Source organism: Streptomyces justiciae, from assembly GCF_015163075.1.
Classification (GTDB): Bacteria; Actinomycetota; Actinomycetes; order Streptomycetales; family Streptomycetaceae; genus Streptomyces; species Streptomyces justiciae.
The window spans coordinates 1-23738 of the sequence record NZ_JADDXU010000001.1 but is presented as its reverse complement, the minus strand read 5'-3'; the positions used below and the strand labels follow the sequence as shown (position 1 = coordinate 23738).

At 70.9% G+C, this 23738-nt stretch carries 17 protein-coding genes and 2 pseudogenes; 10 read left to right on the top strand and 9 right to left on the bottom strand.

What is annotated here, in order from left to right; all coding sequences use genetic code 11:
• The first annotated feature begins 35 nt into the window (after positions 1-35).
• From IQ210_RS00085 to IQ210_RS00075, 3 genes are read left to right on the top strand one after another with little or no spacing between them, the layout of a single operon-like run.
• A complete protein-coding gene (locus IQ210_RS00085) occupies positions 36-878 on the top strand; it encodes a DUF4097 family beta strand repeat-containing protein (protein ID WP_194075379.1) in 843 nt (280 codons plus the stop codon).
• Between the two features lie 51 nt (positions 879-929).
• Positions 930-1916: an ATP-binding cassette domain-containing protein gene (locus IQ210_RS00080; RefSeq protein ID WP_194075377.1), complete on the top strand. Its 987-nt coding sequence runs from the start codon at positions 930-932 to the stop codon at positions 1914-1916.
• The gene (locus IQ210_RS00075) at positions 1913-2695 is read left to right on the top strand and encodes an ABC transporter permease (RefSeq protein WP_194075375.1); all 783 of its coding nucleotides are present in this window, start codon (positions 1913-1915) and stop codon (positions 2693-2695) included. The genes IQ210_RS00080 and IQ210_RS00075 overlap by 4 nt, the downstream gene beginning before the upstream one ends.
• Before the next feature lie 83 nt (positions 2696-2778).
• On the opposite strand, the gene secA is transcribed toward IQ210_RS00075, so the two are convergent.
• On the bottom strand, positions 2779-5619 hold the full coding sequence (secA, locus tag IQ210_RS00070; protein WP_194075373.1) for a preprotein translocase subunit SecA: 2841 nt from the start codon (positions 5617-5619) through the stop codon (positions 2779-2781).
• A gap of 270 nt (positions 5620-5889) precedes the next feature.
• On the opposite strand from secA, the gene IQ210_RS00065 reads away from it, so the two are divergent.
• On the top strand, positions 5890-6471 hold the full coding sequence (locus IQ210_RS00065; RefSeq protein WP_194075371.1) for a GNAT family N-acetyltransferase: 582 nt from the start codon (positions 5890-5892) through the stop codon (positions 6469-6471).
• Between the two features lie 52 nt (positions 6472-6523).
• The gene (locus IQ210_RS00060) at positions 6524-7690 is read left to right on the top strand and encodes a winged helix-turn-helix domain-containing protein (RefSeq protein WP_194075369.1); all 1167 of its coding nucleotides are present in this window, start codon (positions 6524-6526) and stop codon (positions 7688-7690) included.
• Here the strand turns inward: IQ210_RS00060 and IQ210_RS00055 are convergent.
• The 8 genes and pseudogenes from IQ210_RS00055 to mtnA form a co-directional block, all read right to left on the bottom strand.
• Positions 7676-8422 (bottom strand): response regulator, encoded by a 747-nt coding sequence (locus tag IQ210_RS00055; RefSeq protein WP_194075367.1) that lies wholly within the window; start codon positions 8420-8422, stop codon positions 7676-7678. The two genes, IQ210_RS00060 and IQ210_RS00055, sit on opposite strands and share 15 nt — an antisense overlap.
• Positions 8423-8624: 202 nt before the next feature.
• Positions 8625-9317, bottom strand: coding sequence for a ribosome hibernation-promoting factor, HPF/YfiA family (gene hpf, locus IQ210_RS00050; protein ID WP_390897675.1), 693 nt, complete (start codon positions 9315-9317; stop codon positions 8625-8627).
• 1241 nt (positions 9318-10558) lie between these two features.
• Positions 10559-11023 (bottom strand): annotated as a pseudogene (locus IQ210_RS47035) (ComF family protein); the annotation flags it as partial.
• A 186-nt stretch (positions 11024-11209) separates the two neighbouring features.
• Positions 11210-11548, bottom strand: a pseudogene (locus IQ210_RS47030) (ComF family protein); the annotation flags it as partial.
• A gap of 237 nt (positions 11549-11785) precedes the next feature.
• Positions 11786-13636: an LpqB family beta-propeller domain-containing protein gene (locus IQ210_RS00045; RefSeq protein ID WP_194075364.1), complete on the bottom strand. Its 1851-nt coding sequence runs from the start codon at positions 13634-13636 to the stop codon at positions 11786-11788.
• Positions 13626-15731, bottom strand: a complete 2106-nt coding sequence (gene mtrB / locus IQ210_RS00040; RefSeq protein WP_194075363.1) for an MtrAB system histidine kinase MtrB — start codon at positions 15729-15731, stop codon at positions 13626-13628. The genes IQ210_RS00045 and mtrB overlap by 11 nt, the downstream gene beginning before the upstream one ends.
• 1 nt (position 15732) lies before the next feature.
• On the bottom strand, positions 15733-16422 hold the full coding sequence (gene mtrA / locus IQ210_RS00035) for a two-component system response regulator MtrA (RefSeq protein WP_016438163.1): 690 nt from the start codon (positions 16420-16422) through the stop codon (positions 15733-15735).
• 351 nt (positions 16423-16773) lie between these two features.
• Positions 16774-17916: an S-methyl-5-thioribose-1-phosphate isomerase gene (mtnA, locus tag IQ210_RS00030; protein ID WP_194075361.1), complete on the bottom strand. Its 1143-nt coding sequence runs from the start codon at positions 17914-17916 to the stop codon at positions 16774-16776.
• Positions 17917-18056: 140 nt separating this feature from the next.
• Here mtnA and IQ210_RS00025 point away from each other — a divergent pair, with 140 nt between their 5' ends.
• Genes IQ210_RS00025 through IQ210_RS00005 form a run of 5 tightly spaced genes read left to right on the top strand, consistent with a single transcriptional unit; the run spans position 18057 to position 23643 of the window.
• Positions 18057-19388: an ABC transporter permease family protein gene (locus IQ210_RS00025; protein WP_194075359.1), complete on the top strand. Its 1332-nt coding sequence runs from the start codon at positions 18057-18059 to the stop codon at positions 19386-19388.
• Positions 19389-19392: 4 nt separating this feature from the next.
• Entirely contained in the window at positions 19393-20154 is a 762-nt protein-coding gene (locus IQ210_RS00020; RefSeq protein ID WP_194075357.1) for a DUF4129 domain-containing protein, read from the top strand.
• Positions 20151-21344, top strand: coding sequence for a DUF4350 domain-containing protein (locus tag IQ210_RS00015; RefSeq protein WP_194075355.1), 1194 nt, complete (start codon positions 20151-20153; stop codon positions 21342-21344). The genes IQ210_RS00020 and IQ210_RS00015 overlap by 4 nt, the downstream gene beginning before the upstream one ends.
• On the top strand, positions 21344-22333 hold the full coding sequence (locus IQ210_RS00010; protein ID WP_407699673.1) for an AAA family ATPase: 990 nt from the start codon (positions 21344-21346) through the stop codon (positions 22331-22333). Before IQ210_RS00015 ends, IQ210_RS00010 begins: the two co-directional genes overlap by 1 nt.
• Positions 22333-23643, top strand: a complete 1311-nt coding sequence (locus IQ210_RS00005) for a DUF58 domain-containing protein (protein WP_194075350.1) — start codon at positions 22333-22335, stop codon at positions 23641-23643. Before IQ210_RS00010 ends, IQ210_RS00005 begins: the two co-directional genes overlap by 1 nt.
• Positions 23644-23738: the final 95 nt, after the last annotated feature.

Below are 23738 nucleotides of genomic sequence, written 5' to 3'. Positions count from 1 at the left end.
GGGACGCCCCGACCAGTCACGAGGACGGTACAGCCATGCCTACTTTCGACACTCCCGAGGCGATCTCGGTCGTCGCCCACGTCGGCGCCGGGTACGTCCAGTTCACCGCCACCGACCGGGCCGACACCGTCGTCGACGTGCGGCCGGGCGACCCGAAGCGGGACAAGGACGTGAAGGCGGCCGCGCAGACCGAGGTCACGTTCGTGAACGGCGTCCTCACCATCAGGACGAAGGAACGCCGCGTGATCGGACCGAGCGGCATCGTCTCCGTGACGGTGGAACTGCCCACCGGCTCCGGCGTCGACGCGACCGGCTCCTGGACGCAGGTGCTCGGCGAGGGCGTCCTCGGCGAGGTCCGCGTGAAGACGTCGACCGGGGACGTCCGGCTCGACACGACGGGGCCGCTGCGCCTGGAGGTGTCGCACGGCTCGATCACCGCGGGCCGCGTCGAGGGCCGCGCCGAGATCACCAGCAGCAGCGGCAACATCCGCGTCGGCGTCGTCGACGGCCCCGCCGTCCTGAAGAACGCGCACGGCACCACCACCGTCGGCACCGTCACCGGCGAGCTGCGGATGAGTGGTACCAACGGCGGCATCGACATCGCACGCGCCGAGGCCTCGGTCGTCGGCACCTCCACCAACGGCCACCTCCGCGTCGCCGAGGTCGCCCGCGGGGAGGTCCAGCTGGAGACCTCCAACGGCTCCATCGAGGTCGGCGTCCGCGAGGGCACCGCCGCCTGGCTCGACGTCAGCTCCAACCGCGGACAGGTCCGCAACACCCTGGCCGCGACCGAGGCCCCGGACCGGACGGAGGACACCGTCAAGATCCGCGCACGGACGAACTGGGGCAACATCGACGTCCTCCGCGCCAAGCTCTGAACGCGCCCCGCCCCCTTCCCCACCCACTTCAGCCTTCGACCGGAGGGCTCCATGCCTTCATCTGTCATGCACACATCCACTGACGGTCATCCGTCCCCGGCCGCCGTCTCCACCATCGGTCTGCGCAAGTCGTACGGCGACAAGGTCGTCCTCGACGGCATCGACCTGCGCATCCCGGCCGGCTCGGTCTTCGCCCTGCTCGGTCCGAACGGCGCCGGCAAGACCACCACCGTGCAGATCCTGTCCACCCTCATCACCGCGGACGACGGCCAGGCACAGGTCGCCGGCCATGACGTCGCCACGTCACCGGACGGAGTGCGGGCGGCGATCGGGGTCACCGGCCAGTTCTCCGCCGTCGACGGCCTCATCACCGGCGAGGAGAACATGCTCCTCATGGCCGACCTGCACCACCTGCCCAAGGCGGAAGGGCGGCGAGTCACCGCCGAGCTCCTGGAGCGCTTCGACCTCACCGAGGCCGCCAAGAAGCCCGCCTCCACCTACTCCGGCGGCATGAAGCGCCGCCTCGACATCGCCATGACCCTGGTCGGCAGCCCGCGGATCATCTTCCTCGACGAACCCACCACCGGCCTCGACCCACGCTCCCGCCACAACATGTGGGGCATCATCCGCGAGCTGGTCGCAGGCGGCGTCACCGTCTTCCTCACCACCCAGTACCTGGAAGAAGCCGACGAACTCGCCGACCGCATCGCGGTGTTGAACGACGGCAAGATCGCCGCCGAGGGGACCGCCGACGAGCTGAAGCGACTCATCCCCGGCGGACACATCCGCCTCCGCTTCACCGACCCCACTGCCTACCAGTCCGCCGCCTCCGCCCTGACCGAGGCCTCCCGCGACGACGAGGCCCTCGCCCTGCGTATCCCCAGCGACGGCAGCCAGCGCGAACTGCGCTCCGTCCTCGACTGGCTGGAGGCCGCCGACATCGAGGCCGACGAACTGACCGTCCACACCCCCGACCTCGACGACGTCTTCTTCGCCCTCACCGGCGACACCGACCAGCCGAAGGGAGCCGTCCGATGAGTGCCCTCACCCTCGCCGTGCGCGACTCGTCCACGATGGTGCGCCGCAATCTGCTGCACGTCCGCCGCTATCCGTCCATGACGCTGAACCTGCTGCTCACGCCGGTCATGCTGTTGCTGCTGTTCGTCTATGTCTTCGGCGACGTCATGAGCGCCGGCATCGGCGGCAGTGCCGACCGCTCCGCCTACATCGCCTACGTCGTGCCGGGGCTGTTGCTGATGACCGTCGGCGGCACCACGATCGGGACCGCGGTGTCCGTCGCGATGGACATGACCGAGGGCATCATCGCCCGCTTCCGCACCATGGCCATCCACCGCGGGTCCGTGCTCGTCGGGCACGTCGTGGGGAGCGTCCTGCAGTGTGTGATGAGCGTGGTTCTGGTGGGCGCGGTCGGCGTGGCCATCGGCTTCCGCTCCAGCGACGCCTCGGTCCTGGAGTGGCTGGCCGCCTTCGGGCTCCTCACGGGTTTCGCCCTGGCCCTCACCTGGATCGCGGTCGGCATGGGCCTCGTCAGCCCCAACGCCGAAGCCGCCTCCAACAACGCCATGCCCCTGATCTTCCTCCCCCTCATCTCCAGCACCTTCGTCCCGGTCGACGCGATGCCCGGCTGGTTCCAGCCCATCGCCGAGTACCAGCCCTTCACCCCCGCCATCGAAACCCTCCGCGGTCTCCTCCTCGGCACCGAGATCGGCCACAACGGCTGGCTCGCCCTCGCCTGGTGCCTCGGCCTCGCCGTCCTCGGCTACCGCTGGTCGAAGGCGGCCTACGACCGCAAGTAGCCGCAGCCGCCTCCTGTACGACGAAGGGCCGGGCCACCTGAGGTGGCCCGGCCCTTCACTCCGCTACGGCGTCGCAGACACCGTCACTTCTTACGACGACGCCCGCCACGCGACTGCTTGCGCCGCTCCGCGCGCGTGAGGCCGTCCGCCTCGGAGCGCACCGGCTCGTCGTCGTCGGCGAACTCGCCCTCGACGACACCGCCCTCGCCGTCCACGGTCGGCGCCGAGAAGTGCAGATCCCGGCGCTGCGGGGCGTCGAGGCCCTTGGCACGGATCTCCGGGCGCGCGCCCGCCTGCGCCGGCACCGCGTCCTGCTTGTCCAGGGACGGCTTCTCGTCCTCGACCGGGACCTCCTCGACCTGCTGCTCGACCTGGACCTCCAGGTTGAACAGGTAGCCGACGGACTCCTCCTTGATGCCCTCCATCATGGCGGTGAACATGTCGAAGCCCTCGCGCTGGTACTCGACCAGCGGGTCCTTCTGCGCCATCGCGCGCAGGCCGATGCCCTCCTGGAGGTAGTCCATCTCGTAGAGGTGCTCGCGCCACTTGCGGTCCAGGACCGACAGCACGACCCGGCGCTCCAGCTCACGCATGATCTCGGAGCCGAGCTGCGTCTCACGCGCCTCGTACTGCTCGTGGATGTCGTCCTTGATGGACTCGGAGATGAAGTCGGCGGTCAGCCCCGCGCGGTCGCCGGCCGCGTCCTCCAGCTCCTCGATGGTGATCTTCACCGGGTAGAGCTGCTTGAAGGCGCCCCACAGCCGGTCGAGGTCCCAGTCCTCGGCGAAGCCCTCGGCGGTCTCGGCGGCGATGTACGCGTCGATGGTGTCGTCCATGAAGTGCTGGATCTGCTCGTGCAGGTCCTCGCCCTCCAGGACGCGGCGGCGCTCGCCGTAGATGACCTCGCGCTGGCGGTTGAGGACCTCGTCGTACTTCAGGACGTTCTTACGGGTCTCGAAGTTCTGCTGCTCGACCTGCGACTGGGCGGACGCGATCGCGCGCGTGACCATCTTGTTCTCGATCGGCACGTCGTCCGGCACGTTGGCCATGGACATCACGCGCTCGACCATCTGGGCCTTGAACAGGCGCATCAGGTCGTCGCCGAGGGACAGGTAGAAGCGGGACTCGCCCGGGTCGCCCTGACGGCCGGAACGACCGCGCAGCTGGTTGTCGATACGACGCGACTCGTGCCGCTCGGTGCCCAGCACATAGAGGCCGCCGAGCTCCTCGACCTCTTCCTTCTCGGCCTTCACGGCGAGCTCGGCACGCTCCAGGGCGGCCGGCAGGGCCTGCGCCCACTCCTCGATGTGCTCCTCGGGGTCGAGGCCGCGCTGCCGCAGCTCCGCCTCGGCGAGGTCCTCGGGGTTGCCGCCGAGCTTGATGTCGGTACCACGGCCGGCCATGTTGGTGGCCACGGTCACAGCGCCCTTGCGGCCGGCCTGGGCGACGATGATCGCCTCTCGGTCGTGCTGCTTGGCGTTCAGCACCTCGTGCTGCACGCCGCGCTTGCTGAGCTGCTGCGAGAGGTACTCGGACTTCTCGACCGACGTCGTACCGACGAGGATCGGCTGGCCCTTCTCGTGCTTCTCGACGATGTCGTCGACGACCGCCTCGAACTTCGCGACCTCGGTGCGGTAGATCAGGTCGGACTGGTCCTTGCGGATCATCGGCCGGTTGGTCGGGATCGGGACGACGCCGAGCTTGTAGATCTGGTGGAACTCGGCGGCCTCGGTCATCGCCGTACCGGTCATGCCGGACAGGCCGGGCTGTTCCTTGCCGTCGTGGTCGTGGCGCTTGTAGAGGCGGAAGAAGTTCTGGAGGGTGATCGTGGCGAGCGTCTGGTTCTCGTCCTTGATGTCCACCCCTTCCTTCGCCTCGATCGCCTGGTGCATGCCCTCGTTGTAGCGGCGGCCGGCGAGGATACGGCCGGTGTGCTCGTCGACGATCATGACTTCGCCGTCCATGACGACGTAGTCCTTGTCCTTCTTGAAGAGCTCCTTGGCCTTGATGGCGTTGTTCAGGTAGCCCACCAGAGGCGTGTTCACCGACTCGTAGAGGTTGTCGATGCCCAGCCAGTCCTCGACCTTGGCGACACCGGCCTCGTGGATGGCGACGGTGCGCTTCTTCTCGTCGACCTCGTAGTCGCCGGTCTCCTCGATGCCCTTGAGGGGGTTGCCGGCCTCGCCCTTCTTCAGGCGGGTGACCAGCTTGGCGAAGTCGCCGTACCACTTGGTGGCCTGGTCGGCCGGGCCGGAGATGATCAGCGGCGTACGGGCCTCGTCGACCAGGATGGAGTCGACCTCGTCGACGATGGCGAAGTTGTGGCCGCGCTGGACGAGCTCGTCCTTGGACCACGCCATGTTGTCGCGCAGGTAGTCGAAGCCGAACTCGTTGTTCGTGCCGTACGTGATGTCGCAGGCGTACTGCTCGCGACGCTGGGCCGGCGTCATGTTGGCGAGGATGCAGCCGACTTCCAGGCCCAGGAACTTGTGGACGCGGCCCATCATCTCGGAGTCGCGCTCGGCCAGGTAGTCGTTGACCGTGATCAGGTGAACGCCCTTGCCGGACAGCGCGTTGAGATAAGCGGGCAGGGTGCCGACGAGGGTCTTGCCCTCACCGGTCTTCATCTCGGCGACGTAGCCGAGGTGGAGGGCGGCGCCGCCCATGATCTGCACGTCGTAATGGCGCTGGCCGAGAGCGCGCTTGGCGGCCTCGCGCACGGTGGCGAAGGCCTCGGGGAGCAGGTCGTCCAGGCTCTCGCCGTCGGCGTACCGCTGCTTGTACTCATCGGTCAGGGCTCGCAGCTCGGCGTCGGAGAGGTCGACGAAGTCCTCTTCGATGGAGTTGACCTGGTCCGCGATGCGGTGCAGCTTGCGCAGGATCTTGCCTTCGCCTGCACGCATGATCTTCGAGAGGACGGACACGGGGGTTGGTCTCCTTGCCGGTCGGGCCTGGGACGGTCGGTTTCCATTTGACTTGACTGAGCAACGGCCATCGTATGCGAGGACATGGCCACGCCGGGAGCCTGCCGGGGACGCCGACCGTCCGCTGCTTCAAATCTCCGTCAAAGGGGACAACGGCCGGGGGTCGCGGATGGTGCCGCGTTCCGCCGACGAATTGCGCGAAAGGTGACCGCGCGCTCACACACCGCAAAAAGATGGCGCCGGTCGTGAATCCCCGAGCAGAATCGGCCGATGGAACCCGTCACGCTCACCACCGGCCGCCTCCTGATGCGCACGGTCGGCCCGCCGGACACCGACACCGTGTACGAGGCCGCCCAGGACCCCGACATCCAGCGCTGGACCACCATCCCCTCGCCCTATCTGCGTGAGCACGCGGAGAGCTTCACCGGCCAACACGTCCCGGACGGCTGGGCGAACGGTTCAACGTTCACGTGGGGCCTCTTCCTCCCCGAAGGGGAGGAGCTGGTGGGCATGCTCGGCCTCATGATGCGGTCCACGAGCGCGGCCGAGGTCGGTTTCTGGGGCACGAAGGAGCACCGGGGCAACGGCTACGTCACCGAGGCCGTCCTCGCCGCGTCCCGCTGGGCCTTCACCCAGCTGTCGATCGACCGCGTGGAGTGGCGCGCGGAGGTCGGCAACCGGCCCTCGCGCGCGGTGGCGGAACGCTGCGGCTTCACCGTCGAGGGCGTCCTGCGCTCAGCCCTCGTCCACCAGGGCGTACGCCGGGACTGCTGGGTGGGTTCCCTGCTGCCGTCGGACCTGGGGCTGCCGTCGACGGCGCCGTATCTGCCGGCGCGCGTGGAGCTGTCGTAGTGATGGCGCAGCTCATGCCCCGTTGTCAGTGCCACCGCCTATCGTCCCCCTCATGACGAGCCCGCGTCCCTCGACCGAACTGACCGCCGACGAAGCCCGCCGCATCGCCCTGCGCGCCCAGGGCTTCCTCGGCACCCCCGACCGCCGGGCCGGCGTCCGCGGCGTCCTGCGCCATCTCGGCGCGGTCCAGCTCGACACCATCTCGGTGCTCGCCCGCTCCCACGAGCTCATCCCGTACGCCCGCCTGGGAGCGGTCGGCCGCAAGACCGTCGAGAACGCCTACTGGACCGAGACCCACGCCTTCGAGTACTGGTCCCACGCGGCCTGCATCCTCCCCATCGAGGAGTGGCCGCACTTCGCGTTCCGCCGCCGCGCCTACCGCAGCCGCCCGCACTGGAACCACGACCTGCCCGAAGGCACCTACGAACAGGTCATCAAGCAGCTCCGCGCCGAAGGCCCCCTCACGGCCACGGAGTTGGGCGGCGCGAAGAAGACCAGCGAGTGGTGGGACTGGTCGGGCACCAAGGTCGCCGTCGAGCGCGCGCTCATGTACGGCGAGGTCGTCTGTGTGGAGCGGCGCGGCTGGAAGCGGGTGTACGACCTCGCCGAGCGCGCCGTCCCGGAGGCGCTGCTGCACGACGAGCTGGACGACGCCGAGTGCCTGCGCCGCCTGGTCCGCCTCGCCGGTCAGTCCCTCGGCGTCGGCACCCGCGCGGACATCGCCGACTACCACCGCCTCAAGGCCGAGCAGGTCGACGCGGTGATCGCCGACTCGGGCCTGGTCCCGGTCACGGTCGAGGGCTGGGGCAAGCCCGCGTGGGCCGACCCGGAGGCTCTGGCGACTCCGCCGCGCGGCCGCCACCGTACGACGCTGCTGTCGCCGTTCGACTCCCTGATCTGGGAGCGCGCGCGTACGGAGCGGATCTTCGGCTTCACCCACCGCTTGGAGGCCTACGTCCCCAAGCCGAAGCGGATCCACGGCTACTTCGCGATGCCGGTCCTGGCCGGCGGCCGTCTCGTCGGCCGCGTGGACCCCGCGCGCGAGGGCCGCACGCTGGTGGCCCGGCAGGTCACGCTGGACGGCCCGAAGGCGGTCCAGGCGGTCGCCCAGGCTCTGGTCGAGGCGGCGAGCTGGGTGGACTGCACGGACGTACGCGTGGAGCGGGTGGACGCACCCGAACTGCGCGCGCCCCTGACCAAGGCGCTAGCGGATCTCTAGGATCTTCTCCCGCATCGCATAGACGACGGCCTCCATCCTGGAGTGCAGCTGAAGCTTCTCCAGGATGTTGCGCACGTGGTTCTTCACGGTGTTCTCGGAGATGAACAACTCCTTGGCGATATCGCGGTTGTTCATGCCGGTGGCGACGAGTTTGAGCACTTCCAGCTCACGGTCGGTGAGCCGCGGCGCAGGCACGAGCCGTCGCTCATCCGTCCGCTGGATCATCGACTTGAACTCGGTGAGCAGCTTCGACGCCATGGACGGGCTGATCTGCGACTGCCCGTCGGCGACCGCGCGAATGGCGGTGGCCACCTCGTCGGTGGAGATCTCCTTGAGGAGATAACCGGTCGCGCCCGCCTTGATCGCCTCGTAGAGGTCGGCCTCCTCGTCGCTGATCGTCAACATGATGATCTTCGCGCTGGGAGCGACCTCCTTGATGGAGGTGCAGGCCTCGATACCGCCCCGCTTGGGCATCCGTACGTCCATCAGGACGATGTCGGGCAGCAGATCGGCGGCCTTGTCGACGGCCTCGGCGCCGTCGCCCGCCTCGCCCACGACCTGGATGTCCTCCTCGGCCGCGAGCACGATCTCCAGTCCCCGCCGGAAGAGGGCATGGTCGTCCACGACCAGGACACGGATCGGCTCCTTGCGTGGTGAGCCCGTGTCCGGGCCCAAGTCGGCGACGCCGTCGCCGGCATCCCCGTCATGCATCGGTCCGAAGCTGTCCGCCATCGTTCCTCCCCCTGAAGGCTGTGGCTGGTCCTGTGCCATCGCCAACCCAAGGCAACGGCCCAGCGGTTGGGCCGGTGCGGCCATGATTTCATGCCCGGACGACACCGCGGTGACCGAGCGGGGCGCGAAGTGGTCGCACACCGGTGCCCCTGGGGGCGCACACGCGCTCCAGGGGCACCGGCTCAGCCGTCAGGCCGGGCGGTCAGCCACCCAGCGTGCCACCGGCCGCGGGAGGCTGCGCCTGGGCGACCATCGGGTCCGTGCTGAGGTGGATGACGCCGTAGTCGTAGGCGTGCCGTCGGTAGACGACACTCGGTTCCTTCGTCTCGGAGTCGACGAACAGATAGAAGTCGTGCCCGACCAGCTCCATCTCGTACAGAGCCTGGTCGAGGGTCATCGGGGAGGCGACGTGGGTCTTCTCGCGGACGATGAGCGGGCCTTCGCCCTTCACTTCCAGCGAGCCGATCTTCTTGGTGGGGACGCCGTCCGGCTCTTCGTCATGGACGGGGTGGCCGTTGCCGTTGAGGGTGGCCGCGCCCGGGACGTGGTCGGCGACCTCGGCGGCCGAGATCCGGCGGGCACCGCGGCGCGAGTAACGCTTGTCGTGCTGCTTGCGCAGACGGGCGTCGAGCTTTTCCGCCGCCAGGTCGAGCGCCGCGTACGGATCGCTTGCCGCCGCCTCCGCCCGGATCACCGGACCGCGGGAGCGGAGCGTGATCTCCACTCGGTCGCAGCGGTCGGCTTGTCGGGGGTTGGGCTCCTTGGACACCTCGACGTCGAGGCTGATCACCTTGCCGTCGAGCTTCTGGATCTTCTCCAGCTTCAGCTTCTCGGCCACGTGCTTGCGGAACCGCTCGGGCACCTCGGTCTTGCGGCCCTTGACGACGATGTCCACGCAGAACTCCGTTCCCGGATCGCTCCGCTCCAACGGCGGAGCATCTCCCTTTTGCACCAGGCTCCGGTGAGTCCCGGAACCTCGGACTCGGTGACTTCCACCTCCTCCCCCGCGGGCAAGATCTCCACTCCACCAGTGCGGGTGATTGTGAAAAACCCGCAGCACGGCAATCGGATATGAGAGGCGTGGCCTGGGCCTTTCCTCACAACCGAACATATCTCGCCCGGACGGATGTCGTCACCCTCTACCGCGGCGTACCTCCGTTCAGGTGAATTGGTCCTCTCATTACCTGCAACGATGCAAGTTCATAGTCAGTTCCGGTTTATTTCGAAAGCATCCGGCGACGCAGCGACCACAGCCGCGCAGATGACGTCACCGCGCCCCCCACCCCGCGTTCCGGCCTCTGCGCCCCACTCACAGGCTCTCTCCCCCACCGCTCCGCCATCGCTTCCCCCTGTGCCTTCCCGACCCACAGCCCCGTACACAGCGGCCACACAACTCCCACATCCACCGCCCGCCGTACCCCGCAGCCCCCTGACAACGCCCCCCACCCTCCCCCCACCTCCATACGCACCGATCCCCCCAAGTCCCTCAACCACCCCACTCGGTCCCCCACCTAGGTCCGCGCTCCCACACGAGCCACCCGCGCCCACAGCCCGACACCGGACGCCCACAGCCACGCCCCCACGAGTGCCCCCTCCCCCCGGACACCGACTCGCGCATCCCTCTTCCGGACACGAGACGCCCTCCTCAGCGCCCCAACACCGCGGACCTCCCGCCGCACCCCCACGCACCTCCGGCCCCCGCCCACCGCTGCCCTCGGCACCTGACCTCGCGCCGCTTGCCAACGGACCACGGCTCCCGCCGCCCGAGCCCCGCCACTCCACGCTCTCCTCTGCACCCCGGCACCGTGGGTCCCCCGCCGCGCCCCGACGGGCCCCTCCCTCCGACCCCCGCCCGCCGCTGCCTTCCACCCCCGGCCCCGCGCCGCTCGCCACCGGACCACGACCCCCGCCGCCCAAGCGCGAGCCGCGGCACTCCACGCCCTCCTCAGCGCCCCCACACCGCGGGCCTCCCGCCGCGCCCCCGCGGATCTCCGGCCCGCGCCCGCCACTGTCTTCCACGCCCGGCCCCGCGCCGCTCACCACCGGCCCCCGACTCCCACCGCCCGAGCCCCAGCCCCAGCACTCCACGCCCGCCTCAGCGCCCCTGCACGCCCCGCTCCCCTCCAGCAGCCCGCGCCCGCGACGCTCCTCCGCCACCGCCGCCCGCACCGCCCGCGCGGCCTCCGCAAGAGACGCCCCCGTCGTCATGACGTCGTCGACGAGCACGACCGGGCCTCCGAGCAACAGCCGCCCGCCACCGGGAACCACCGAGAGAGCGCCGGCGAGATTGTCCAGCCGCTCGCGGGAGTTGAGCCCCGCCTGGTCGGCCACACCGCGCCGCTGCCGCAGCACCGAGAGGACCCGCGCCGGCACCCCGCCCCGCCGCAACTCCGCGGCCGCGGCCAGCGCGATCCGCCGCGCCGGATCATGCCCCCGCGCCGCCACCGCCGTACGCGAGGACGGAACGGGCACAAGCAGCACGACCCCTTGCGCAGCCCCATCGCCCGCGCCACCGACCACCCGCGCCGCCACACCGAGGGCGTCCCGCTCACCCCGGCCCCCACCAGGCCTCACCAAAGCCCCGCCGACGCCTCCTGGAATCCCACCCGGCGCACCACTGACAGCCGCCCCCGAAACGCCCCCGGACACCCCTCCAACCCAGCGCCCACCACAACCGTCCCCAGGGCCGTCCAAAGCCCCGCCGAAGCCTCCCTCAAACCCAGCCACAACCCCTGCGGCACGCCCCACCACGTCCTCAGCCGGACGCCCACCATCACGCCCCGCCAATCCCCCTCCAGGCCCCTCCCAAGGCCCCTGCCCCCGTGTCTGCGCCGCCCGCAGCCCCGCCCGGACCGAACCCGCCAGAGCCGTCCCCAACGGCCCCGCAAGCGCCAGCGCGCCGCGTTCCTTGTGGGCCAGCAGCACCGCCCGCACCTCGTCGGCATACGGCGCCGCCGCATGCACCGTCGGCAACCCCGCCGGCTCCGGCACCGGTCGCACCCGGCGCGGTGCGCTCCCGCTCAGGACGGCGCGGCACTCCGGACAGAGCACCGCGCGAGGCCTCCCGCAGCCCCCGCACTCGGCCGGCAGCACCAGATCCTTGAGGTCCCGCCACCACCCCCGCATGCCCACCACTGTGCCAACGCCCAAGCCACCCGACCACCCCTGTGGATAACTCGCTGTGGACAACCCGCCACGGCACGCACAGGCACGTCAGGTCAGGTCAGGTCAGGTCAGGTCAGGTCAGGTCAGGTCAGGTCACGCATGCCTCAGCGCTTCCCGGTCGCGCCAACCCGAACCCGATCCCAACCCCCGAACCCTCGAACCCCAACCCGCCACACACCAACCCCGGCCCCTCCCCCACTACCCGGGATAAACCGGCGCCGTCCCGTCCTTGACCACCTGCTGCCACTTCGACCCCGCCGACAACCGGACGATGCCGTCCTCCTCGGAGTACGCCACCAGCGGCAGCTGTTCGTCCTCGGACGCGGCGAGGGCCTTCACCCCCGTGAGCGCGGCCGGCGCCGCCCCCACCGGAGTGGAGCCGTCGACCTGGACGTACGCCATCTGCTGCACGCCACGGCGCTCGCGCCCGACCAGCACCAGGCGGCTGTCACCCGCCCAGGACATCGCGGCGACCTCCTCCAACTGCGGCGTGACCGAACGCAGTTCGACAACGGAGACGGCACCCTCGTCAGCCTTGTCGCCCCGTTCGACGCGCCCGATGTAGAGGGACTTCTTGCCGTCCTTCCCGCCCTTCTCCACGATCAGCGCGATCCGCACACCGTCCGCGGCCAACCGCACCGCCTCGACTCGCCCGTCCAGCCCCGGAGTCGAGACCTCGATCGGCTCGCCCGCGCCGTCCTTCAGGAACAGCAGCCGGGGCCGGTCGAGATCACGGTCCGCCACCCACAGGTTGCCGTCGCCGTCCCAACTGGGCGTGGTGAGACGGTCCTTCTGCGTCTTGCCGTCGCTGTGCAGCACCGGATCGCCGAGCGAGGCACCCGACACCAGCGACCCGACGTACAGCTCACTGCCGTCGAGCGTGACCCCGGCCGCCTTCCGCTCGTCCCGCGACACCGCGGCCGACCGCAGTTCCTTGGCGCCCTCGCCCAGCGCACCGGGCACCGGCGCCACGTCCGGACTGCTGGTCTCGCTCGGCAGCCGCACGAGCCGGTGCTTGGCGTCGAGGAAGTACTGGTACTCGTTCTTGCCCACCCCGTGCACCACGGCGTTCTCGGCGTCGCTCGCCGTGACCGTGCACAACTGCGTGCCGTCGGAGCCCTGAAGGGCGACCTCGTCCACCCCCGTGGGGGTCAGATCCCGCAGCGTGAACAGGAGTTGCGCGGCCATCTCCTGGCACCTGCCCGCACCGACCCCGTTCCCCCTGGCGTTCAGCGGCACCGTCAGCCTGTTCTGCTCGTCGGGCGTCAGCGAGGTGACGCCCTTGCGCAGCTTCAACTCAGTCCCCGTGGGGAAGCTCGACCTGACGACCGGGTCGAGCCAGCGCGAGGGGCCCGCGAGCAGCAGCCGTACCGTCTGCGTCATCGGGTCGACCTTCTTGCGGACGTACACGGGGTCGGCGACGGCCACCGGCTGCCCGCCCGTGGCGGACGGCGTGTTCGAGGCGAAGTAGTACTTGTTGACCGACGTGTAGTTGCGCAGGAAGTCCGACTTGCCCATCACGACACCCGACGGCGGCGCGTCGATGCGCCACTGATGGCTCTTCTTCTCGCGGATGAGGTGCAGCGGCTTGTCGTAGGCGCCCGCGGCGGGCGCGTACGTCTGCTCCCCGTCCACGGTGGCGACCTTGTCGCCGTACAGCCGGAACGAGGACTCGGACTGCGTGTCCCGGCCGTTCACCCCCTCCGGAGTCGCCCCCGGCCCCTCTTCCAGCACCGTCAGCGACGCCTCGGGCTTCCACAGCTTCGCGGCGTCGCCGGTCAGATACTTCTTCGCCGTCTCGAAATGGGGATCGTCGCTGGTCAGCGCCTCAAGAAAACCGTCGACGATCTCCCTGGCCCCGGCGTTCTCCCGGGGCTCCTGCGCGAAGACCCGCACCTGAGTGTCCTGCCGTGGCGTGGACTCCACGTCGCGCAGATCCCCGCTGTCCGGCATCGACGCGCACCCCGCCAGCAGTACGGCGCCACAGACGGCGTACGCCACCGTGCGCACCGGCTTTCGCCGGCCGCCCCCCACACGGTCAGCGCCCACGGCTGGCCTCCCCTTGCTTGCTGCGGTCCTCCGACCCGGCGTTCCGGGCGTCGGGAGCTGGTGCCTCAGGCGTCGGCGCGTCCCCCGAAGGGTCGCCTTGCGACGGCGCGTCCGCCGCGCCGTCGTCCGCCGGACGTGCGCCCCCGGTGGGCCGCGGCACCACGCGCGCGCCGTTGCCCGGCAACGCGGTGGGGTCGGCGGTCGGGGGCGCGGCGTTCAGCCGGGGCGCGAGCGGCGCCCGCGCGGGCGCCTGTTCGCCCGCCGTCTGCACCGGTACGGTGGCGCGCTTCTCCCCGTCGCCCGCCCCGCGCGGCAATCCGGCGTCATTAAGTCCACGGTTACGACGTGAGTCCTTGGGTTCCAGCGGTATCGGCGAGCCCCTGAGCGGCTCGTCCGCGGTACGCGGCAGCGTCAGCCGGAACTGCGAGCCACCACCGGGCTCGCCCCAGGCCTGCAGCCAGCCGCCGTGCAGCCGCGCGTCCTCCAGGGCGATGGACAGCCCCAGACCCGTACCGCCGGTGGTACGCGCGCGTGCCGGGTCGGCCCGCCAGAAGCGGCTGAACACGCGTGTGGCTTCGCCGGGCTTGAGCCCGACGCCGTAGTCGCGCACCGCGACCGCGACCGCCCCGCCCGCCGAGGCGAGCTTGACGACGACGTCCTTGCCCTCGCCGTGCTCGACGGCGTTGACGACGAGGTTGCGCAGCACCCGCTCCACGCGCCGGGCGTCGGCCTCGGCTACGACGGGCTGCTGGTCGCCCAGCACCTGTATCCGCGTGCCCTTGCGCTCGGCGAGCGGCGCCGCACCGCTGACGACCCGCTGCACGACCTCCCGCAGGTCGATCGGCTCCGCCTCCAGCGCCGCCGCGCCCGCGTCGAACCGGCTGATCTCCAGCAGGTCGGCGAGCAGCGACTCGAACCGGTCCAGCTGGTCGGCGAGCAGCTCCGCCGACCGCGCGGTCACCGGATCGAAGTCCTCGCGCGCGTCATGGATGACGTCCGCGGCCATCCGCACGGTGGTCAGCGGCGTCCGCAGCTCGTGCGACACGTCGGAGACGAACCGCCGCTGCATCCGCGACAGGTCCTCCAGCTGCTGGATCTTCAACTGAAGGTTCTGCGCCATCTTGTTGAAGGCCTCACCGAGGCGGGCGATGTCGTCCTCGCCGGTGACCTTCATACGTTCCTGGAGGCGCCCCGCGGAGAGCCGCTCGGCGATCCCGGCCGCCATCCGCACCGGCGTGACGACCTGCCGCACCACGAGCCAGGCGATGGCCCCGAGAAGGACGACGACGAAGAGCCCGGCGGTCGCCAACGTCCCCTTGACCAGGCTCAGCGACTTCTCCTCCTGCGTGAGCGGGAAGAGGTAGTACAGCTGGTACGGGTCGTCGTTCGGGTCGTCGACCTGCTTGCCGATGATCAGCGCCGGCTGCGACTCGTCGCCGTTGGTGTACTGGATGCGGGTGTACTTCTGGGCCGCCATGCTGCTGTCGCTGTCGACGCGTTCCCGCAGGTCCTCGGGGACACTGGTGGTGGGGTCGACCCCGCCGGAGGCACGCGAGCCGCGACCGCCGCTGTCGTCACCGACGGCGGGCAGCGTGACGACGTCGAAGGCGCCCTGGCCACCGCTGGAGAGCGACTCCACCAGGTCGCCCATCCATGAGCTGACGTTCTGGTTGGCGCGATCGTCCGCGCCGTCGTCGCCGTTCGCGGTGAACGCCGTGTCGGCCTTCTGCTTGGCCGACGCGAAACCGCCGGTGGCCTGGCTCTGCGAGGCCTTCACCTTGGCGTCCAGCAGGCCGTTGCGCACCTGCCCGATGACGACGAATCCGAGCAGCAGGACGACACCGAGCGACATCAGCAGGGTCGTGGCGACGACCTTGAGCTGGATGTTGCGCCGCCACAGCCGCATGACGGGCAGCAGCGGCCGCCGTACCCAGCGCATGAACAACCGCAGGACCGGGCTGCCCTGGACGCCGCCCTGGAGCAGCCCGCCCTCGAAGAACCGTCCCCAGCGGGAGCCGCCCGGCCCTCGCCCGACAGGCCGCCCCGTACTCGCCCCGGTCCGTCCGGGCGACGAAGCGGCACTGTCTCCGGACATGTCAGCTGGGTCCTGCCTTGTATCCCACACCACGGACGGTCACCACGATCTCCGGCCGCTCCGGGTCCTTCTCGACCTTGGAGCGAAGCCGCTGCACATGCACATTCACGAGCCGGGTGTCGGCGGCGTGCCGGTATCCCCACACCTGCTCGAGCAGCACCTCGCGCGTGAACACCTGCCACGGCTTGCGCGCGAGCGCGACCAGCAGGTCGAACTCCAGCGGCGTCAGAGCGATCGACTGCCCTTCCCGCTTCACGGAGTGCCCCGCCACGTCGATGACCAGGTCACCGATGGCGAGCTGCTCCGGCGCCGGCTCCTCCGACCTCCGCAGCCGCGCCCGGATCCGGGCGACCAGCTCCTTCGGCTTGAACGGCTTCACGATGTAGTCGTCGGCGCCGGACTCCAGCCCGACCACCACGTCCACGGTGTCGCTCTTGGCCGTCAGCATCACGATCGGCACACCCGACTCGGCCCTGATCAGCCGGCACACCTCGATGCCGTCCCGCCCGGGCAGCATCAGGTCCAGCAGCACCAGATCGGGTTTGCTCTCCCGGAACGCGGCCAGCGCCTTGTCGCCGTCGGCTACGAAAGACGGCTCAAAACCTTCACCACGCAGCACAATGCCGAGCATCTCGGCCAGTGCGGTGTCGTCGTCGACGACAAGGACTCGTCCCTTCATAAACGACATCATCCCATTCTCATAACGGTGGCGAAGGCAGTGGTGAGGTACGTCACCGGCCAGTGACCTTAGTCGTACCGGGCGGTCACTGTCTGCCCACGCTGCGAGGTGATCGCCCGGCTACCCGCCGAGAGCCTCCACGAGGAACACGAACACACCCGCACCGAGTACGGCGAGGACGACGAGCACCACCACCAGCAGCGAGCAGCACGAGGCGAGCCACCATGCCCCAGGCCCGGCGTACCGCCCGCCGGTACTCGCTGTCGTCGTCCCAGCCCCGCTCCGCCACGCGCCTCCCCCTCACGCTGAAAACCCCGCCCCCCACCGAAGCGAGAACTCGGCCCGGCCCGCCCCGGGCCCCGCTCAGCCGATCGTCACCTGCCGCGCCCTCCCACACAGCTCCGCCAGCGCCTCGGCCGTCACCGGCGACACCGTGCCCTCCTCCGTGACGATCGCCGTCACCAGCTCGGGCGGCGTCACATCGAACGCCGGGTTGTACGCCTGCGTCCCCAGCGGCGCCACCGGCACCCCGCCGCCCGCACCCGTCACCGGGGCCTGCGGCACCGCGACCTCGGTCACCTCGAACCCGGCCCGCTGCTCCACCTCGATGGACGCCCCGTCCGGCGTGTCCGGATCCACCGTCGTCAGCGGCGCCACCACGATGAACGGCACATGGTGGTACCGCGCCAGCACCGCCAGCGGATAGCTCCCCACCTTGTTCGCCACCGACCCGTCGGCCGCGATCCGGTCCGCCCCGATCAGCACCGCGTCCACCTCCCCCGCCGCGAACAGCGAGCCCGCCGCGTTGTCGGTGAGCAGCGTGTACGCCATACCGGTGCGCGCCGCCTCGTACGCCGTCAGCCGGGCGCCCTGCAACAACGGCCGCGTCTCGTCCACCCACAGCCGCCTGAGCCGCCCGGCCCGCTGCGCCGCCAGCGCCACCGCGAACGCCGTCCCCTCACCGCCCGACACCAGCGAACCGGTGTTGCAGTGCGTGAGAATCCGGTGCCCGCCACCGGGCAACAACTCGTCCAGCAGCGCCAGCCCACGCTCCGCCATCCTCGCACTGGCCTCGGCGTCCTCCCGGTGCAGCGCCCGCGCCGCCGCCAGCGCCGCCACCGCGGCCTCCCCGGCGTCCCCGCTCTTGGCGAGCTCGGCCCGGTACGCGGCCTGCGCCCGGCGCACACCGACCGCCAGATTCACCGCGGTCGGCCGGGCACCCGCGAGCGCGAGCGCGGCGTCGTCCACGTCGAAGCCGCGCGCGGCGGCGAGCGCGACCCCGTACGCACCCGCGATCCCGAGCAGCGGCGCCCCGCGCACGGCGAGCGACCGGATCGCCTCCACCAGCGCCGGCGCATCCGTACAGACCAGTTCGACCTCCTCTGCCGGCAGCCTCGTCTGGTCCAACAGGACCAGCACGGGCCCCTCTGGTGGCTCCTCCCAGCGGATCGCCGGTATCTCGGTCGGCCGGTTGTCCTCGCCGGATTGCGCGTACTGATCAGCCATGCGGTCAGTCTGCCCCGTATCCGGCGGACAATTGAAGGTGTGCAGCCGATACCGCGGCCGGTCCCCCGGTGACCACCCCATGGCACGATGGCTGCCAACCTGCCGCCGCGACCGCGGACGGGCACCGTGAAGGAGCGACGATGAAAGACACTCCGGGCTGGGCCTCGCCCGGATCTGCCCCGTCCGACGGGCAGGAGCCCGGTGCCTCCGGCCCTGCCGACCCGGCGGACCGCCCCGACCCCGCGCAGCAGCCGGGCCAGGACCCGCAGGGCCCGAAGTGGTCCAAGGAGCAGCCGCCCCCCGCGCAGTGGTCCGCCCCGACCGGACCCCCGGCCCCCGGCCAGACCCCGCCGCCCCCACCGCCCGGCCCGGGCTGGGGCAACCGCCCCCCGTCCGGCCCCAACGGCCCTGGGGGATACGGCGGTTACGGGGGATACGGCGGCCCCGGCGGCGGTTGGGGCAGCGGCTGGGGCGGTCCGCCGCCCGCGGCCAAGCCCGGCGTGATCCCGCTGCGCCCCCTCGGCGTCGGCGAGATCCTCGACGGCGCGGTCTCCACCATGCGCACCTACTGGCGCACGGTCCTGGGCATCTCGCTGACCGTCGCGGTCGTCACCCAGATCGTCGTCATCCTCCTCGAAGGCCTCGTCTTCAACGACACCAGCACCGAAGCCCTCGACGACCCCAGCGCCACCCTCGACGAACTCACCCGGGCCATGGGCGACGCCATGCTCAGCTCCGGCGTCGTCTTCCTGATCTCGCTGATCGGCACGATCGCCGCGACCGCCCTGCTCACGACCGTCACCAGCCGCGCGGTCCTCGGCAAGTCGGTGACCACCGGCGAGGCCTGGCGCGACGCCCGCCCGCAGGTGGCCAAGCTGTTCGGCCTGATCTTCCTGCTGGTGCTCATCGCCTTCGGCGTCGTCGCGGGCGGAACCCTGCCGGGCATCCTCGTGGCCCTCGCCGGATCGGGCGACGGAGGAGCCGCCCTCGCGGTCCTCGGCGGCCTCGCTGCCGGCGTCGTCGCCCTGTGGCTGATGGTCCGCTTCTCCCTCGCCTCGCCCGCACTGATGCTGGAGAAGCAGGGCATCGTCAAGTCGCTGAGCCGGTCCACGAAGCTGGTCCGCGGCTCCTGGTGGCGCGTCTTCGGCATTCAGCTGCTCGCCACGATCATCGCCAACGTCGTCGCGTCGATCGTCGTCATCCCCTTCACGTTCCTCGCCGCCGCCCTCAGCGGCGACGGCTTCACCGGGTTCCTCAACAGCGGCGGCGACCTCGGCTGGACGTTCCTCGTCGTCAGCGGGATCGGCTCGGTGATCGGCGCCATGATCACCTTCCCGATCACGGCCGGCGTCACCGTGCTCCTCTACATCGACCAGCGCATCCGCCGCGAGGCCCTCGACCTCGAACTGGCCCGCGCGGCCGGCGTCCAGGACTACGGCTCCGGCACGCCCGGCCCCACCGCCGGAGGCTGATGCGGTGAGCCTGACGGGGGGAGTTCTCACATCGGTACCGCTGCTGTCCCGCGCGGTCGTACGCGCCGGCGACACCGTCATGCTGTCGTCGGCGCGCTCCGGCGACGAACCCCCGGTGACCATCCCGCGTGACCCCGCACGCGAGGCGGCTCGACGCGAGCTGTCCAAGCGCATGTACCACGAGAACGACCCCAGTTGGTTCCAGCGCGCCCTCAACGCCTTCTGGAAATGGGTCGGCGAGCTGTTCAACACGGCCGCGACCGCAGCCCCCGGAGGAACGCTCGGCCTGGTCGTCATCGTCCTGGCCGTCCTCGCGGTCCTGGGCGCCCTCTGGTGGCGCCTGGGCACCCCACGCCGCGAACCCACCTCCTCAGCCGCCCTGTTCGACGACCGCCCCCGCAGCGCCGCCGAACACCGCGCGGCCGCCGAGGCACACGCCGCCCAGGGCCACTGGAACCAGGCCGTCCAGGAACGCATGCGCGCCATCGTCCGCGCCCTGGAGGAACGCGCCCTTCTCGACATCCGCCCCGGCCGCACCGCCGACGAGGCAGCCGCGGAAGCGGGCCGCGCCCTGCCGTCCCACACCGACCGACTGCGCGCCGCCGCCGGGGACTTCGACGACGTCACATACGGCGGCCGCAGGGCGAGCGAGCAGTCGTACCGACGCATCACCGAACTCGACCGCGACCTCGAACGCACCAAGCCCCAGCTCACGAGCAGCATCCCCAACGCGGCCCACAACACCCGCCAGGGAGCCGCCGAATGACCACCGAGGCCACGCTCCCGCCCACCTCGGTCTCGCCCACCGCACGCCAGGTCTGGACCCGCTCGCGAGGCATCGCACTCGCCGCCGTCCTCCTCGTGGCCGCGGCCGTCGCGATCGCCGTGATCCGCTCCGACGCCCGGCACGGCACCCTCGACCCGCGCTCCGTCGACGACCTCGGCAGCCGAGCCGTCGCCGAACTCCTCACCGACCGAGGGGTGTCCACGCGCGTGGTCACCACACTGGACGAGGCACGCGCCGCCGCCGACCCCGACACCACCCTCCTGGTCGCGGTCCCCGACCTGTTGACGCACCGTCAACAGACCCTGCTGCACGCGTCGACCGCCACCTCCGGCGGCCGAACCGTCCTCGTCGCCCCCGGCAGCTGGTCCGTCGGCCGACTCGCCCCCGACGTCACCGCGGACCCCGCCACCAGCATCAACTCGACCCTCGAGCCGGACTGCGACCTGCCCGCCGCCCAGCGCGCCGGCGCCGCCGACACCGGTGGCATCCGCTACACCACCACCCACCTCGAGGCCGACGCCTGCTACCCCAGCGAACGCCTGGCCACCCTGCTGCGCGTCCCGGCGACCGGGGGCGGCGACACCGTCGTCCTCGGCGCGCCCGACATCCTCTACAACGACCGCCTCGACAAGCAGGGCAACGCCTCCCTCGCCCTCCAACTCCTCGGCTCCCGCCCCCATCTGGTCTGGTACCTCCCCTCGCTCTCCGACGCGTCGGCCACCGGCGCGGACGACGAACGCAGCTTCTTCGACCTGCTTCCCGCAGGCTGGAAATGGGGCACACTCCAGCTCTTCGTCGCCGCAGCCCTGGCCGCCCTCTGGCGGGCACGCCGACTCGGCCCCCTGGTGCCCGAAAAACTCCCCGTGGCGATCCGCGCCTCCGAAACCGTCGAAGGCCGCGCCCGCCTCTACCGCAAGGCCAACGCCCGTGACCGCGCGGCCACCGCTCTTCGCTCCACCACCCGCACCCGCCTCGCCCCCCTCGTAGGCGTCCCCGTCACCCAGGCGCACGCGCCCGAGGCCCTGCTCCCCGCCCTGTCCGCCCACCTCCGCGGCGACGGACAGACCCTGCACACCCTCCTCTTCGGCCCGCCGCCCAGCGACGACGCCGCCCTCGTCTCCCTCGCCGACCAACTCGACGCCCTCGAAAGAGAGGTACGCCGTCCATGATGGCCCCGACCACTGACAACGCCGGGTACCCCGGGGACCCGAGCGCCGCCCGGGCCTCCCTGGAAGCCCTGCGCGCCGAGATCGCCAAAGCCGTGGTCGGCCAGGACCCCGCCGTCACCGGCCTCGTCGTCGCACTCCTCTGCCGCGGACATGTACTACTAGAAGGAGTCCCCGGAGTCGCCAAAACGTTGCTCGTCCGCGCCCTCGCATCCGCACTCGAACTCGACACCAAGCGCGTCCAGTTCACCCCCGACCTCATGCCGAGCGACGTGACGGGCTCCCTCGTCTACGACACCCGCACCGCCGAGTTCTCGTTCCAGCCCGGCCCGGTCTTCACCAACCTCCTCCTCGCCGACGAGATCAACCGCACACCCCCCAAGACCCAGTCGTCCCTCCTCGAAGCCATGGAGGAACGCCAGGTCACGGTCGACGGCACCCCCCGCCTGCTCCCCGACCCGTTCCTGGTGGCGGCGACACAGAACCCGGTCGAGTACGAGGGCACGTATCCCCTCCCCGAAGCCCAGCTGGACCGTTTCCTCCTCAAGCTCACGATCCCTCTCCCCTCCCGCCAGGACGAGATCGACGTCCTCACCCGCCACGCCGAAGGCTTCAACCCCCGCGACCTGCAAGCCGCCGGCGTACGCCCGGTAGCGGGCCCGGCAGACCTCGAAGCGGCCCGCGCGGCAGTGGCCAAGACAACGATCTCCCCCGAGATCACGGCCTACGTCGTCGACATCTGCCGAGCCACCCGCGAATCCCCCTCCCTCACCCTCGGCGTCTCCCCACGCGGCGCCACCGCCCTCCTCGCGACCTCACGCGCGTGGGCCTGGCTCACCGGCCGCGACTACGTCATCCCGGACGACGTGAAAGCCCTCGCCCTCCCCACCCTCCGCCACCGCGTGCAACTGCGCCCGGAGGCCGAAATGGAAGGCGTGACAGCCGACTCCGTCATCCACGCGATCCTCGCCCACGTCCCCGTCCCCCGCTGATGGCACTCACCGGACGCGCCGCACTCCTCGCGGCCCTGGGCTCCCTCCCCGTCGGCATCTGGGACCCCGGCTGGACGGGCCTCCTCGCCGTGAACGCCCCCCTGGCGGTGGCCTGCGCCTGCGACTTCGCCCTCGCGGCCCCCGTACGACGCCTGGGCCTGACCCGCTCCGGCGACACCTCCGTACGCCTGGGCGAGCCGGCCGACGTGACCCTCACGGTCACCAACCCGTCGAACCGCCCCCTGCGCGCCCACCTGCGCGACGCCTGGCCCCCCAGCAGCTGGCTCCCCGGGACAGAGATCGAAGCCTCCCGCCACCGCCTCACCGTCCCCCCGGGCGAACGCCGCCGCGTCACCACCCGCCTGCGCCCCACCCGCCGAGGCGACCGCCAGGCAGACCGAGTGACGATCCGTTCCTACGGCCCACTGGGCCTCTTCTCCCGCCAGGGCACCCACAAGGTCCCCTGGACAGTACGCGTCCTGCCTCCCTTCACCAGCCGCAAGCACCTCCCGTCCAAACTCGCCCGCCTCCGCGAACTCGACGGCCGCACCAGCGTCCTCACCCGCGGCGAAGGCACAGAATTCGACAGCCTGCGCGAGTACGTCCCTGGCGACGACACCCGCTCCATCGACTGGCGCGCCACGGCCCGCCAGTCCTCGGTCGCCGTACGCACCTGGCGCCCCGAACGCGACCGCCACATCCTCGTAGTCCTCGACACCGGCCGCACCTCCGCAGGCCGCGTGGGCGACGCCCCCCGCCTCGACGCCTCCATGGACGCGGCCCTGCTCCTGGCAGCACTCGCCTCCCGCGCCGGCGACCGCGTGGACCTCCTCGCCTACGACCGACGCGTCCGCGCCCTGGTCCAGGGCCGCACGGCGAAGGACGTTCTCCCGTCCCTGGTCAACGCGATGGCCACACTCGAACCGGAACTGGTCGAAACAGACGCACGCGGTCTTACGGCCACCGCACTCAGGACGGCTCCACGCCGCTCCCTGATCGTGCTCCTGACCACCCTCGACGCAGCCCCGGTCGAAGAGGGCCTGCTCCCCGTCCTCTCCCAACTCACCCAACGTCATACGGTTCTCCTGGCATCGGTCGCCGATCCGTATGTCTCCCGCATGGCGGGCTCCCGCGGAAACACCGACGCCGTCTACGAGGCCGCAGCCGCCGCACAGGCACAGAGCGAACGCGATCGCACCGCGGAACAACTCCGCCGCCACGGTGTCACTGTCGTCGACGCAACACCCGATGACCTGCCGCCGGCACTCGCCGACGCCTATCTGGCTCTCAAGACCGCAGGACGCCTGTAATTCAGAACTCAAGGGGCCTGAAAAGGGCTTCCTGACGCTCGCCGGAAAAACAAAAAAAGGCCCACGCCTGATGGCGTGGGCCTTTTCTAAAATTT

Coding starts and splice junctions, on each gene's coding strand:
- mtrB (WP_194075363.1), bottom strand. CDS start 15,731: ATGTCCGGAGACAGTGCCGCTTCGTCGCCCGGACGGACCGGGGCGAGT.
- IQ210_RS00055 (WP_194075367.1), bottom strand. CDS start 8,422: ATGGCGGACAGCTTCGGACCGATGCATGACGGGGATGCCGGCGACGGC.
- IQ210_RS00015 (WP_194075355.1), top strand. CDS start 20,151: ATGACCACCGAGGCCACGCTCCCGCCCACCTCGGTCTCGCCCACCGCA.
- IQ210_RS00005 (WP_194075350.1), top strand. CDS start 22,333: ATGGCACTCACCGGACGCGCCGCACTCCTCGCGGCCCTGGGCTCCCTC.
- IQ210_RS00010 (WP_407699673.1), top strand. CDS start 21,344: ATGGCCCCGACCACTGACAACGCCGGGTACCCCGGGGACCCGAGCGCC.
- IQ210_RS00065 (WP_194075371.1), top strand. CDS start 5,890: ATGGAACCCGTCACGCTCACCACCGGCCGCCTCCTGATGCGCACGGTC.
- IQ210_RS00080 (WP_194075377.1), top strand. CDS start 930: ATGCCTTCATCTGTCATGCACACATCCACTGACGGTCATCCGTCCCCG.
- mtnA (WP_194075361.1), bottom strand. CDS start 17,916: ATGGCTGATCAGTACGCGCAATCCGGCGAGGACAACCGGCCGACCGAG.
- IQ210_RS00060 (WP_194075369.1), top strand. CDS start 6,524: ATGACGAGCCCGCGTCCCTCGACCGAACTGACCGCCGACGAAGCCCGC.
- mtrA (WP_016438163.1), bottom strand. CDS start 16,422: ATGATGTCGTTTATGAAGGGACGAGTCCTTGTCGTCGACGACGACACC.
- IQ210_RS00075 (WP_194075375.1), top strand. CDS start 1,913: ATGAGTGCCCTCACCCTCGCCGTGCGCGACTCGTCCACGATGGTGCGC.
- IQ210_RS00085 (WP_194075379.1), top strand. CDS start 36: ATGCCTACTTTCGACACTCCCGAGGCGATCTCGGTCGTCGCCCACGTC.
- IQ210_RS00025 (WP_194075359.1), top strand. CDS start 18,057: ATGAAAGACACTCCGGGCTGGGCCTCGCCCGGATCTGCCCCGTCCGAC.